This window comes from Pseudomonadota bacterium (assembly GCA_039028935.1).
Lineage (GTDB): Bacteria > Pseudomonadota > Gammaproteobacteria > Steroidobacterales > SZUA-146 > SZUA-146.
This window is the reverse complement of record JBCCHD010000006.1, coordinates 94,626-108,204: the sequence shown is the minus strand read 5'-3', so window position 1 is coordinate 108,204 and position 13,579 is coordinate 94,626. Positions and strand designations below refer to the sequence as shown.

Sequence of the window (13,579 nt, the reverse complement as noted above, 5' to 3'; positions counted from 1 at the left end):
CAGACGAACAGGATGTGAAGGGGCTCGCGGTTCTCAATCGCTCGCAAAATAGTTCATATTGCGAGCGGTATGCTGCACCGTGACTTTGCCTGCTGCGTGTGCCTGTCTAGAATGAAACCATGACGCGTGGTCATTGGAACCACGCGCACGTTTCAAGGAGAGATAGGATGACTCAATCCACCGCCGTCCGTGTCACGCTCGTTTCCATGTTGTTATTTGCTTCTACCGCGTTTGCCGGCGTGTTCGTCGAGTTCGTATTTGGCAATGTCCGCACAGTCAAGCAACTCGAACGCTTCTCAACCATTGATGACACAACGCAAATTGAACGACTCGCGCGTGTCACCTACTTTGGTCAGAGCGATGGGCTCGTGTTTCCCGATGGACACCCGATTGGCAGTCGTTGGGGTGAGATTCAATATAATCGCGGTCTTCCGTTGTATTACACGACGTTTGCTGGCTGGCGGTCAAGTCTCTACCGATGGCGCAACAATCGATCTAATTTTTATGACACACAAGATGCTTGGTGGGGCTACTGGCAGCCACCATTGTGGCAAGCCAATGTGTTTGGTTATGACGCGCCTACGTGTGTTGGCATTCGCGGCAATGGGCCGCGACTTTGGGCCCATTTCTCGTCGCTGGCTCGCGTGACAGAGGAGTTTGGCTTGATTGGTGGCGCCGCCGGCGGCAGTTCGGGCAGCATCAGTGTGTTCGTAACTGAGTCCATTCACGCTAACCCGCTGCTGACCCGATGCGGTGGCGGAAAGCGCTGTTCAAAAGACGAGGCCACGGCCCGCATGGCATTGCTGTTTAAATCGGTTGAGGGCCTTAGTGACGCCGGTCTGATCGATGATATTGCGGCTGTCGGCGAGCTCGTTGCGCTAATACAGGCCGGCGACATTGCGGGTCTTTTGGCAGGCGACCAGCCCCAAGAAGGCGTCGATGCGCTGATTGCGATCCTCCAAGACGAAGACCTTCAGCAAATTCTCAATCCTGAAATCCTCACGCTATTACTTACATCCCCGGATCCGGTGTTCCACGCCAATGACATCGTTCAGGGCACGCTGGCGGCACTGAGTTTTCAAGTGAATGATCCAACACCACTGGTACGGCCTGGGCCAGTAAATTTTGATTCGTTTGCCAACATTGTGGGCCGGTTGGGTAATTTTTACGCAGGGTACGGACCGTTTGATCGACCCAATATGCGACGCTTCATGGAACACTGCGCAGCGCCGGGCACCGGACTTGATTGGCCGGCCGTGTCCGCGTTGCCGGCACCCGGCGGCACCTGCGGCACGCTGTTTACCTCACTGTTTGAGAACTTCAAAGCGCAGTACGATCCCGATACCGGGCGTAATCGACTCGATGACCCCATCGGGCGCTATTTGAGAGCCTATGTGACGACCTCCGTGCTGGAAGGAGCGGCAGTGGACGAATTTGGGCAGGCCCGCCAGGCGTATCTGGCGGCCCAGCCCGTATCGCTCAATGTGGATTTTGACGACGTGAAGTTCGGATATTGGGGCCGAGCAGACGATTTGGTGCGGGCCGAGCATGCGATTTCTGAATTTGCGGATGCGAAGAGTGCGCGATTCAGTTCGCTGGGTGAGACGGCGTGGCGCGATATCTTAGCGGTGTCGCCGGCCGAACCAGGGTTGTCGCGAGCCGTTGAGCTGCCAGACGGTCGTGTCTCGGCGGGTGGCTGGAGCGATCCTGTGCCGACACAAGTGTTGGTCGCCGGTGGGTGCGAACGGGTGGTGTTAATTAATCGACAAGACGGCATCGGCGGCTTTACCACCGGTGTCGCGACCCAGCTCGGCGCCACGCAGTCGGATTTGGACGACCTCTATGATTTGTCCGATCCTCAAAGCGGCTTCACCACCGCACTGTCGGAGGCGAATGGTGTTTGGTGCACAAATTGGGATGCGCCGGATTCCTTTGATATCGCCGCATTGGCCGCAGAAGGATGGGATGCACCACTTGAGACGGATGATCCGGCGTTACTGGACTACCTTAACGCCGGCACCGGTCTGGGCATTCCAGGCTGTACGCCGGGCGTGGCCGCTTCGCGTGCCCCTTATGGGCGCTGACGGCATGCGTGTTGAAACGCACGCGCCGACACCATGAGCGACAACGAATTCGCATGACGTGTCGGTCGTTTCTGTGCGAGCCAGGGTGCGATCATCGATCGCACCGGCGGATTCGATCGAGATGGATTGTGGGCGTCGCCGCGCTCTTGGTGATGGCCTGCGCGCCATTTGGAAACCCCGTATCGCCTCACGTGAATCCACCACGGGGCGCTGACCTCGATTCACTGCAAACGCTGTCCATCGAACACCTTCGTCAACGCACGTACGGTTCGTTAATCCAGGTGGTCGAGTCACGAGATATCGAACTGGGCCGTTCGTTTGTGGCGGCGTATCACTCCGATGGGCTTAGAGTGTACACCCGCATTGATGTACCGGTAACGCCGCCTCCGCCGGAGGGTTACCCGGTGGTGGTGTTTGCGCACGGATGGCGAGGCATCGATGCGGCGCCTTCGCTGGATTTTTACTATGCATCGGACACCTACTACTACGCGACCATCAACGCGTTTCGTGACGCGGGTTTTGTTGTGTTTGTGCCCGGCTACCGTGGCCACGGCACGGTAGCCGGGGAGTTAGCCGAAGGCTTAGACTACTTAGCCGCATGGGACACCGGTACCTATCTCACGCCGGTGTTCTACGCGATTGACTTGCTCAATTTGCTCGATGGTTTAGCGTCGGTTGAGGTGGCATCGCTGAATCTTAAGCGCGTGAACATGGTTGGACACTCACAGGGCGGCGATGCCACGCTGTTTGCGCTCGCCATTGCGGGCGAGGGCTCGGCCGTCTCGCAAACAGTGCACGCGGCGTCGATTTGGGCCGGTACGATCGCGCCGCGTTTCACACAGCTTGTTTCTATTGCGCCGATGCAGCAGAGCGCACAGGCGTTTCTGTCAGGCGACGGTACCTGGACGGGCACCGCTTTTGGAAGCGATGGCGAACAAAACGCCGATTTCATTTTTGCTTGGCCGTCCGATGAAATTGAGTCGCTCGACGCGCAGCAATGGACGTGGCAACACGAGCAGTACGGGGATAGAACGGTCCACGATGTGCTGGTTGCTAAGACAACCGTCATGTATCAAGCGCTTAATCGTCACGTGCATGATCGACACACGGACTATGCGTTTTCTGTGGAACATGGCGACGCGATGAAAACGCGTATTGTGCACGATCCGCGCGTCATCAACGCGTATGATCGAATTGAAGTGTTCGATCGTGCCGAGTGGCTAACCGAACCACTCAATCTTCATTTTTCCGACCGCGACTTCTATTCTCCGCCGGATTGGAATAACGCGCTGTGTCAGCGACTCGCTCAAGCTGGCAATCGCTGTGAGGGGTTTGAGTATCCGTACAACACGCACATTCTTGGTGTGAGTCCTCACAGTTTCTTTTCGCCGGCCGGCAGCCGCGAAGGCCACCAGCAAGCCGTGGAACGAGACGTCGCGCTTTTTCGCTAACGCACCATGCGATCTAATGGGCTGTCCAGCCGCCGTCGACCAAGAGGCTGGTTCCGGTCACCATGCTCGCCGTCGCTAAATACACGACCGCGTCTGCCACGTCCTCGGGCTGACCGATGCGACCCAACGGAATCATGCGATCCACAAACGCTTTGAATTCGGGCTTGTCCAGCATGGGTTGGGTGAGTGGTGTTTCGATAAAGGTCGGGGCGACGGCATTGACGCGGATGTTGTCCGAACCCAATTCCACGGCCATCGCTTTGGTTAACCCTTCGACCGCGTGTTTGGTCATACAGTAGACGGTGCGTTCTGGCGAGCCGACCCGGCCCATTTGGGAGGACATGTGAATGATCGCGCCGCCTCCATGGCGTTTCATTACCCGCACGGCTGACCGCGCGACACGAAACACCGTGCGCACATTTAAATCCAACACAAAGTCGAGGTTCGCGTCGCTCACCTGAGCGAACGGCTCGGGGCGGTTAGAGCCGGCGTTATTCACCAGTACATCCAGTGACGAGAGCTGTTCGATACGCGCAAGAAAGGCGTCTGCCGTCACATCTTCGCACCACGTTTCGCAGTGATGGGTGTGATTAAATACGGTATCGAGCTCCGCTTGGGTTCGTGCGACGGCAATCACGTGCGCACCGAGGTCATGAAAACGTTGTGCGATGGCCTTGCCGAGACCTCGACCGGCGCCGGTGACCAGAACAGTCTTGTTTTCGAGCGTCACGATCAACTCCTGCGTAGAAAGGTAGGGAAGAATGCCCGTTTAACGGGCCGTTCAGCGAGCGTTGGACACAAATCTGCTTGCGTCTTTTCCATCTAGATTATATAACTTGCATTCGAATGCAAATTGTCCGAATTTGGTCCTTGGAGTGCCCTGTGATTCGCTATCTAAAAAATGGCTATGACGTTGAATTAGCCGCATCAGATGATGCGCAAGTGCGCGGTATTGTTGAAAATATCCTTAAAGACATCGACGAGCGTGGCGACCACGCCGTGCGCGAGTATTCGCAAAAATTCGACAAATGGTCGCCGCCGTCCTATCGACTCAGTCGCGAGGAAATTAAGGCGGCCTATGACGCGCTGTCACAGCAAAACCTTGATGATATCCGGTTTGCCCAAGAACAAGTCCGCAATTTTGCGGAGCATCAGCGTGCGGCGCTGCAAGACCTTGAAGTCGAGACATTGCCAGGCGTCATTCTCGGTCATAAGAACATTCCGATGAATTCCGTTGGGTGTTACGTGCCGGGCGGGAAATACCCGTTGGTCGCGTCCGCGCACATGAGTGTGGTCACCGCCAAAGTGGCGGGGGTTAAACGGGTGATCGCCGCTGCGCCACCCTTTGAGGGCAAACCTGCACCCGCGATTGTGGTGGCAATGGATATGGCCGGGGCCGACGAGATCTATTCATTGGGGGGGGTTCAGGCGGTTGGTGCCATGGCCCTCGGCACCGAAACCATAGCGCCGGTCGACATGATTGTCGGGCCCGGCAATGCGTTTGTGGCCGAAGCCAAGCGACAGCTGTTCGGTCGAGTGGGAATAGACTTGTTTGCGGGACCGACGGAGACTTTGGTGATCGCGGATGAGTCGGTAGACGGTGAGCTATGTGCGGCCGATTTATTAGGCCAGGCCGAGCATGGCCCAAATTCACCGGCGGTGCTGCTCACCAACTCGGAGCAACTTGCAAACGATACGATCAAAGAAGTTGAACGACAGCTGACTATTTTACCCACGGCTGACATTGCCGGCGCGGCGTGGAACGAGTATGGCCAGGTGATCGTGTGTGACACGTATGAAGAGATGGTGCAAAAAGCCGACGAACTGGCGTCCGAGCACGTGCAGGTAATGACTCGCGATCCCGATTATTTTCTCGATAACATGACGAACTACGGTGCGCTGTTTCTGGGCGAGGAAACCAATGTGTCGTATGGCGATAAGGTTATCGGCACCAACCACACCCTACCAACGAAAAAAGCGGCTCGCTACACGGGTGGATTGTGGGTGGGTAAGTTTATCAAAACCTGTACGTACCAGAAGGTCACAAAGGAAGCGTCTCTACACATTGGGGAGTATTGCTCGCGTCTGTGCGCGATTGAAGGATTTGCCGGACACAAGGAGCAGGCCGATATCCGGCTCAGACGCTATGGCAAAACCGGATAAAGAGAACGGCGCCGTAAAAAAGAACAAGCCGGTCACGTCGTACGACGTGGCACGCTATGCAGGTGTCTCGCAATCCGCTGTTTCGCGTTGTTTCAAACCAGGCGCTAGCGTATCGGAGAATATGCGCAAGCGCGTGATGAAGGCTGCTAGTGAATTAGGCTATGAGCCCAACGCCATAGCGCGCAGTCTGATCACGCGTCGGTCTAATCTTGTCGCGGTGCTCATCTCCAATCTGACAAACCTCTACTATCCCGAAGTGCTGGCCGAATTGACGCAACAGCTGTCGCAGCGTGGCGTGCGTGTGCTGTTATTTTCGCTGAGTGCGGAAGCCGACGCCAGCGATGTGCTGACGCAGGTTTGGCCCTATCGGCCCGACGGCGTGATTGCGGCTGCGGAGCTCACGTCTGAGCACGTGGCGGAGTTTGAGCGACGTCATATGCCGTTGGTCTTTTATAACCGACACATTGCCCATGGCTCGGGCAGTGCTGTGTGCTGTGATCAAGAAGAGGGGGCACGGCAATTGGTAAATGGGCTGTATGCGGCGGGGCATCGACGGTTTGGACTCATTGCCGGACCGGAGGATTCGACGGTGAGCATCGAGCGTGTCACGGGGGCTCTGGAGCAACTGGATACCCTGGGAATTGATCACGTGCCGATCATCTCGGGCGATTATTCGTACGAGAGTGGTTTTAATGGCGTCAAACGTCTTATCGATGATCAGAGCGAGCGCGTTGAAGCAATTATTTGCGCGAACGACGTGATGGCATTGGGTGCCCTCGACGGGTGCCGTCAAATGTTTGGCCTTGAGGCACCCACGGATATTTCCATTGTGGGTTTTGATGGCGTCGATCCATCAAACTGGCATGCGTATAATCTCACCACCATTCGGCAGCCCGTGCGGCGCATGACGGAGGCGACCGTGTCGCTGCTAATGGACTTGATCGAGCAACCGGAAACCAAAGACGAAAAACGTGTATTTTCCGGCATCCTACGGGCCGGCACTTCCGCGCGATTCGTACAACCTTGAGGGTATAGGCCCATGCGATACAGTACGGAGCGAATACTCACCACGCACGTCGGTAGTTTGCCACGTTCTAAAGCCGTGACCGACGGGGTATTCGCGGCAGAAAGCGAGACACTTGACGATATTCCAGCGTTTAAACGCACCATTCGACACGCAGTCAAGTCGGTCGTCGAACGTCAGCACGACGCGGGGGTCGATGTCATCAGTGATGGGGAAATGAGTAAGATATCTTACGCGACCTACATCAAAGATCGATTGACTGGGTTTGATGGTGATAGCCCACGCCGCGCGCCAAAAGACCTAGAGGCGTTCCCTGGTTTTCTTGAACGACAGGCAAAAGGCGGTGGCACGCCTAGCTATCGTCGACCTTGTTGCGTCAATGAAATCAGTGTAAAGACAATGGAGCCGCTGCATGAGGATCTCTCGAATTTTCATGACGCGCTCCAGCAGGTACCCGATCACGAAGGTTTCATGAATGCCGCGTCGCCGGGTGTCATCGCTTTGTTTCAACCCAACGAGTTTTACGCGACTCAGGAAGAGTATCTCGGTGCCCTCGCGGAGGGCATGCGCGCTGAATATGAGGCAATTGTCGAGGCCGGATTTATCCTTCAACTGGATTCCCCTGATTTGGGCCTGGGGCGGCATATGATGTTCAAGGACGCCGCCGATGACGAGTACGAAGCCTTGGCGATGCAGCATGTCGAGGCCCTCAATTACGCGACGCGCAATATACCGGCCGAAAAAATGCGGTTGCACATTTGTTGGGGCAACTATGAGGGCCCGCACCATTGCGATGCGCCAATGGATATGGTGCTACCCATTGCACTAAAAGCCCGACCGCAGGCACTGTTGTTTGAAAGCGCCAATCCCCGTCATGCTCACGAATGGGAGACGTTTCGTGATGCATCGATACCCGACGACAAAATTCTGGTGCCCGGTGTGATTGATTCAACCACCAACTTTATTGAGCACCCGAGATTGGTTGCGCAACGACTCATTCAATTTGCCAACATTGTGGGTAAGGAACGGGTGCTGGCCGGCACCGATTGCGGATTCTCCACTTTTGCCGGTTTTGGCGCTGTCGATGAGGATATCGTTTACGCCAAACTGGGCGCACTGGCTGAAGGTGCGAAGTTGGCCTCTAATCAGCTTTGGGTGAACTGACGTGACGGCACATAATGGTTTCCGTGAACGCTTGCTTGCACGTGAGGCGCTGATCGGCACGTTTTGCAAAACGCCCTCGCACATCATCGGTGAGGTGCTTGGGAAGACCGAACTCGATTGTGTTTGTCTCGACGCGGAGCATGCGCCCTTTGGACGCACTGAACTAGACGTGTCGGTTAGCGCCTTGCGTGCTGCCAGCATGCCGTCGATTGTACGAGTGCCGCACGCGACACCGGAGTCAGTACTCAATGCACTCGATTGCGGTGCGACCGGCGTGATGGCACCTCACATTCGCACCCCGGATGAGGCGGCCAGGTTGGCGCACAGCGCACAATACGGTCAGGGCCGTGGATACGCCGGCTCATCGCGAGCAGCGGGTTACACAACGCGCTCGATGAGCGAACATCTGGCTAAGTCCGCTCGCGATACAACGACCATTGCTCAGATTGAGGACCTCGAGGCGCTTGAGCATCTAGATGACATTGCCAAGGTGGAGGGTATCGATTGCCTGTTCGTCGGGCGAATAGATCTTGCCGTCGCCATGGCCTGCGCACCGTCAGAGCCACCGGTAGTCGATGCGGTACGCGCGATATGTCGAGCGGGTTTGGATGCGGACCGTCGAGTCGGTATGTTCGTCGCCGATTTGGACGAAATTCCGATGTGGCTGGACCAGGGCGCATCGCTGTTTATTCTCAAGTCGGATCACAGTTTTCTCCTCGAAGGCGCTGAGGCATTGCGTGCGCGCTTTGATACGGCAGCCAAAGGTCGTAGCTGACGCTTGATCAACTCGTATTGAGTGCCGGAAGGTTTCGAACAGCGGGCTAGCCGAGTGTCCCAAACCAGCCTAAGAACACCATGATGAGGATAAACATGACGGGTAGCGACCACACCACGGGGTCGACTTTGCCCGGCACGAGGTACCATCCATCTTGTTTGAGTTCGCGTCCTTCTGCGCGCCACTTGGCCAGCTGCCCTGGCACGCTGTGCTCATGCCATTCGCTTTGAAAACCATCTAGTAACACACTGGCCGTCCAGGCCACAACGATATTAAACACGGCTCCGATGACGACATACCACGGCCAGGCGATGGTTGGCCTTGTCAGGTTAAGTGCCTCCCAAAGTGGATCAATGAGCGGCGCAAATGCATTGAGAGGGACGAGTATGGTGAGTGCGATAAACCCGGCGGCCACACCGACAAGCAGGCCGCGTTCTGTGGTGTGCTTAGAGAAAAACCCGAGGCCAAACATCGAGAGCTTGGCGCCCACAAAATAAGATCCAACTGACGATAGCACCTCAAGAATCGAGCCTTTTGTGCCCGCGAACGCCATCGCCAGTGGAATGACGATTAGACCCCACATCACCGTGAACACTCGCGACGCCAATAGATAGTGTTTTTCACTGGCCTCTTTGCGCCAGAACATTTGATAAAAATCAGTCACCGTGATCGTGGCCAGTGAATTAAACGCTGACGATGTGGTCGACATCGAAGCCGATAAGATTGCGGCGCCAATGACGCCAAGCAATCCGGGTATGGCAAGCGTTTCAGCGAAAATAAGGATGATCTCATTGGGCTGTTCGAACGGTTCGCCGCGGTAGAACACGAACAACAGTGCACCGACAAAGAAAAACACGAAATACAAAATAAAGGCCGCATGGCCCATCAGAAAGTAGGATTTCTTGGCATCGCCGATTGTCTTGGCTGCCAGCGCGCGTTGCACCATATATTGATTGGCGCCATACACGGTCACATGATACGCCGTCATAGCGAATACGCCTGCCCATACGGTGGGGGCGATTGAAACATCAAGGGACCAATTAAGTGGGTCGAGTTTACCGTTGGCCTCTAAAAAGCGCAGTGCGTCAGGCAGTGAACCGATCTCGCCGAGCAGCGCGATCATGATGATGCCTGCACCACCGAGCAATATCACGCCCTGCAGCACGTCGGTCCAAATCACCGCATTCATGCCGCCCATCATCGTATACAGCAATACGATTACGGTCATCATAATGATCGCGTGCTCTAAAGACATGCCCGTCGCAAAACGCACCACGAAGGCCGTGGCGGTGAGAATGGACGCAGCGGCAATTACGGCGGTGAGCATAAACACCAGGCCCATGACTGCGCGCGATGCGAGTCCGAAGCGACGCTCGAGGTATTCATAGATTGATGCAACGCCGCTGTTGTAGAAAAACGGAATAAAAAAGACGATGCAGAGAAAAATGACCAGCGCGTAATTCACATGAATCGCGAGCGCGGCCATACCGTCTCCATAGGCCCAGGCCGGTCCCCCCAAAAACGAGAGGGCGCTGACATACGTAGCCAAAACAGAAATGCCGATGGCCCACCAAGGTGAGGAGCGATCGCCGATATAGTAATCGGCTGATGTCTTGACACGTCGACTCATGTACCAACCGAGGGACAGGTTTGCGATCAAGTAGAGTCCGATAATCGACCAGTTTAATGCACCAAATTTTTCCATAGAAATGTCCGTCGATATCGTTGCGAAGGGTTAGAGGCCTAACCGATAAAAATGCGAGGCGGTGTCAAACGTGAGTGCCGTATAGGTATCTCGATCGGTCAGCGCCGCCACCGCGCGATACATTCTATTGTGATCACCGTACAACTTATCTACTGGGAAATTGCTCCCCACCATAAGGCGTTTGGCGCCAAACAGCTCGAGTGCCTGGACAAGGTACGGTGCTACGTGTGTGGCCGTCCAGTCCGGGCGAAACATGCCGAATCCAGAAAACTTTAGTGCACAATTCGGTAACTGCGCAAATCGCGTCATGGCATCACACCAATTCACAAAGCCATCGGGAGTTTGATCCCAAGGTGAGGCGACGTGACAAATGGCGACTTTAAGCTCGGGCACTTGCGCAAACACCTCAAACGCGCGTGCATACTGATGTTCAGTCAGTTGTAGGTCAAACGACAGATCGCGCGCGGCGAGTTCGCGAAGATGCGTAATGAAGCACGTAGCATCGAGTGCGGCGGCGCTATTGTTTTGACGGTCTTCCGATGGATGTCGGCCGATGATTTGGCGCACGCCGCGAAACGCAGAGGCCTTTTGGTGCGCGTCCAGCTCAGCGGGAAAGCGGGCTTGCGTGAGATCCGCAAAGCCCACAATGGCGGTGGGTAAGTGCGGTGCTGCTTGATGCAGCTGTGCGAGCCACTCGGTTTCGCGTAGGCAGTCGGCGTCGCTCACTCCAACCTGAATGTGCACAGAGCCGGCGAGCGACAGCGGTGCGGCATCGCGGACAAAATCCGCGGGCAAGTAGTTCTTTTGAATCGGAGTCGGGTCGCCAAAGAAGCGCTTCACACCCGGAGTCATGAGCCATGGATAATCGCAATGACCGAGGTCCCACAAGTGGTGATGGGCGTCGATTACGGGTGCTCGACTAAAAAAGGTCTCGTCCGGCACAGCCATGTCAGTTGCCCGCCTCGAATCTTAGACGGTGATGCGCAATCTGGCGTCGAAGTGCGAGTTCGTCAAACACGGTTGTTTCCTCTTTGATCCGTCCACGGATGATCCGCCAGTGGGTCATGCCGAGCAAGTAAATCGGTGCACCGGACGCTCGGCCAAACAAGCCATCGCCGGAATGGACGCCCGACAGGGACCAACGCACGGCGATGTCCCGTGCTGAGCCTAAATAGGGGATGTCGGCAACGTGATCGACGCTGATTGCAACTGATGACAGGCTGTTATGTAGGGCATCGAGATATTCACCGTACTCGAGTGTGCCGTACAAATCGCGACCGGCAGTCATGTGCGCGGCGACGCGAAAGTCATAGACATCGGGCAACACGGCTTGATCATTGCGCGCCCACACCGTGCCCAGTACCGCGCGAGCAAACTCTGCCGGTGACTCTTCTGGAGCAGGCGGGGTGGCAGGGGGAAGGGGTACCAGCTGCTCACGCCACTGTTGAAGCGTGTTGTAAAGTGGCGATGCGCTTTCCCAATCATGCCGGGCCTGGGCGTGAGCGACGTCATCAGGATCGAATCCTAATTGCATAACCAGCGACGCGTTGTCCCGTGCGAGCCATTCTTCCACCACCTGATTGTTCACACACACGCAATCTGCGATTGTGCGGATGCGTGCGCGTCGTCCGGTTGCCTTGCCGTATTCGGTGTCGCCTTCATTGGTCATGCGGCTGGTGATTAAGTGGGAGGAGTAGTAGCCGTTACTGCCATCTGCCGCGCCACGGTTACTCCAGATGACGTTGTCTCCATCGAGCGTTCGGTCGGGAAACGCGCGAAGCGTGTCTCGAGTGTTGTCCACAACCGTCTGGGCACCCGTTATGTCCCCACCGAGCGTGTGGATGACGCTATCGGCCGCGTAGTAGTCGAGACAGAGTTCAATGCGCCGCTCGTGCCAAATGCGATCCGTGATTCGAATGATGTAATCGACAATGTCGACAAATTCGTCGTCGAAACCCGGCATGGGCATACGACGGCCGCTGGGCGAGGGCGACAGCAGGTCGCCGATATCGGCCAGTGCGGCCCGGCTAACAGGGTGCGTTGAATTGCCCATGTAACATACTCATTTTTATACGGAATCTAATTACCCTTCATGGGTGTTGCGTCATTATTGCATTCGAAGTACATTTTAGTCGAGGGCGAGAAGGAATTGACCGAAAAATGACAACATTAGCCTACACGCTGCGGCAGCGTCTGGTGCGATACGACGAGCTAATCGCCTGTCGCACCGCGTTTATCGATGCCCGTACGCCCGGCAGCGATCAAAAAGAAAATTTCACGATCATTGGTCCGGGCGTAGCCGAGAACCCTGGGCAGCATGTGCACGTTCGCATTCCTCACGGCTTCAATATCGGCGCGGCTCGGCAGCCTAAAGGGTGCATTAATTCCCAGCACAGCCATGTTTCGGAAGAGGTCTTTATGGTCCACCGGGGTGCGTGGCGCTTCATGTGGGGCGAGGACGGCAGCGATGGCGATATCACGCTGCATGAAGGCGAGGTAATCTCGATACCGATTAATGTGTTTCGTGGGTTTGAGTGTGTATCGGACGAGCCGGGCTTTTTATTCGCGATATTGGGCCGAGACGACCCTGGACACGTTACGTGGGCGCCTTATGTCTTCGAGCAAGCTCGGGATCACGGTCTGGTGTTGCTTGAAAGCGGGCGCCTATTCGATACCGTTGAAGAGGGTGATCTTCCCCACGACGACCGAGCGTGCGCACCGACGAGCGCGGACGAGGCGGCGGCGATGCGTCGAATGAGCGCGGACGAAATGCGGCGTTGTGTTATTCGGCAAAATGACTATCGTGCGTCGATCAATTCGGCCATCGCACAGCGGGCCAAAGGGGTTACCGAGGCCCCCATACTGGGGCCCGCCAACGCGGCAGAGCACATCGATGAAGGCGAGGTCGCGACGCCGCACGGTTTTGTGTTTCGACGTCTGTCTCTCCAGGCACACGCGTGCATTCCTCCCCACACTCGAGCCGAAGAGGAAGTGTTGTTTGTGCATCAGGGGGAGGTCGAGATCTGTGTCAATGACGCGCGTTTTGTGTTGCGCGAGGGGGATACGTTTACCACCCCGATCGGTGCCGTACGCAGTCTGCGTGAATCGGATGCGCAACCGGCCTGTGTCTTTGTCGTTCGCCGCGGCGATATGCCCGTCGCGCCGCTCTGGCTCGATCAGGCGAATGTCGCGGTTCGCTAATGTGCACCCAAG

At 56.2% G+C, this 13,579-nt stretch carries 11 protein-coding genes; 7 read left to right on the top strand and 4 right to left on the bottom strand.

The features are described from left to right. Positions 1–167: 167 nt before the first annotated feature. Positions 168–2,084 carry a hypothetical protein gene (locus AAF465_04815; GenBank protein ID MEM7082031.1) on the top strand — a complete coding sequence of 639 codons (1,917 nt, stop codon included), beginning with the start codon at positions 168–170 and terminating at the stop codon, positions 2,082–2,084. A 191-nt stretch (positions 2,085–2,275) separates the two neighbouring features. Further along, positions 2,276–3,535 carry an alpha/beta hydrolase gene (locus AAF465_04810; protein ID MEM7082030.1) on the top strand — a complete coding sequence of 420 codons (1,260 nt, stop codon included), beginning with the start codon at positions 2,276–2,278 and terminating at the stop codon, positions 3,533–3,535. A gap of 13 nt (positions 3,536–3,548) precedes the next feature. Here the strand turns inward: AAF465_04810 and AAF465_04805 are convergent, their stop codons facing one another. Then, positions 3,549–4,268, bottom strand: a complete 720-nt coding sequence (locus AAF465_04805) for an SDR family NAD(P)-dependent oxidoreductase (protein ID MEM7082029.1) — start codon at positions 4,266–4,268, stop codon at positions 3,549–3,551. Positions 4,269–4,417: 149 nt separating this feature from the next. Between AAF465_04805 and hisD the strand changes: the two genes are divergently transcribed. The 4 genes from hisD to AAF465_04785 are packed head-to-tail and all read left to right on the top strand — an operon-like array spanning position 4,418 to position 8,661. Beyond that, the gene (gene hisD, locus AAF465_04800) at positions 4,418–5,698 is read left to right on the top strand and encodes a histidinol dehydrogenase (GenBank protein MEM7082028.1); all 1,281 of its coding nucleotides are present in this window, start codon (positions 4,418–4,420) and stop codon (positions 5,696–5,698) included. Further along, positions 5,682–6,725, top strand: coding sequence for a LacI family DNA-binding transcriptional regulator (locus AAF465_04795; protein ID MEM7082027.1), 1,044 nt, complete (start codon positions 5,682–5,684; stop codon positions 6,723–6,725). The genes hisD and AAF465_04795 overlap by 17 nt, the downstream gene beginning before the upstream one ends. 12 nt (positions 6,726–6,737) lie before the next feature. Beyond that, on the top strand, positions 6,738–7,886 hold the full coding sequence (locus tag AAF465_04790) for a cobalamin-independent methionine synthase II family protein (GenBank protein ID MEM7082026.1): 1,149 nt from the start codon (positions 6,738–6,740) through the stop codon (positions 7,884–7,886). Position 7,887: 1 nt separating this feature from the next. Then, positions 7,888–8,661, top strand: a complete 774-nt coding sequence (locus tag AAF465_04785; protein ID MEM7082025.1) for an aldolase/citrate lyase family protein — start codon at positions 7,888–7,890, stop codon at positions 8,659–8,661. Positions 8,662–8,707: 46 nt separating this feature from the next. Here the strand turns inward: AAF465_04785 and AAF465_04780 are convergent, their stop codons facing one another. The 3 genes from AAF465_04780 to AAF465_04770 are packed head-to-tail and all read right to left on the bottom strand — an operon-like array spanning position 8,708 to position 12,419. Further along, positions 8,708–10,366 (bottom strand): sodium/solute symporter, encoded by a 1,659-nt coding sequence (locus AAF465_04780; GenBank protein MEM7082024.1) that lies wholly within the window; start codon positions 10,364–10,366, stop codon positions 8,708–8,710. A 30-nt stretch (positions 10,367–10,396) separates the two neighbouring features. Beyond that, complete coding sequence (locus AAF465_04775; protein MEM7082023.1) at positions 10,397–11,314, bottom strand: amidohydrolase family protein; 918 nt, start codon at positions 11,312–11,314, stop codon at positions 10,397–10,399. A 1-nt stretch (position 11,315) separates the two neighbouring features. Further along, a complete protein-coding gene (locus tag AAF465_04770; protein MEM7082022.1) occupies positions 11,316–12,419 on the bottom strand; it encodes an ester cyclase in 1,104 nt (367 codons plus the stop codon). 107 nt (positions 12,420–12,526) lie between these two features. On the opposite strand from AAF465_04770, the gene AAF465_04765 reads away from it, so the two are divergent. Then, positions 12,527–13,567 carry a cupin domain-containing protein gene (locus tag AAF465_04765; protein ID MEM7082021.1) on the top strand — a complete coding sequence of 347 codons (1,041 nt, stop codon included), beginning with the start codon at positions 12,527–12,529 and terminating at the stop codon, positions 13,565–13,567. Positions 13,568–13,579 lie beyond the last annotated feature (12 nt).

Coding starts and splice junctions, on each gene's coding strand:
- AAF465_04815 (MEM7082031.1), top strand. CDS start 168: ATGACTCAATCCACCGCCGTCCGTGTCACGCTCGTTTCCATGTTGTTA.
- AAF465_04795 (MEM7082027.1), top strand. CDS start 5,682: ATGGCAAAACCGGATAAAGAGAACGGCGCCGTAAAAAAGAACAAGCCG.
- AAF465_04790 (MEM7082026.1), top strand. CDS start 6,738: ATGCGATACAGTACGGAGCGAATACTCACCACGCACGTCGGTAGTTTG.
- AAF465_04780 (MEM7082024.1), bottom strand. CDS start 10,366: ATGGAAAAATTTGGTGCATTAAACTGGTCGATTATCGGACTCTACTTG.
- AAF465_04775 (MEM7082023.1), bottom strand. CDS start 11,314: ATGGCTGTGCCGGACGAGACCTTTTTTAGTCGAGCACCCGTAATCGAC.
- AAF465_04770 (MEM7082022.1), bottom strand. CDS start 12,419: ATGGGCAATTCAACGCACCCTGTTAGCCGGGCCGCACTGGCCGATATC.
- AAF465_04765 (MEM7082021.1), top strand. CDS start 12,527: ATGACAACATTAGCCTACACGCTGCGGCAGCGTCTGGTGCGATACGAC.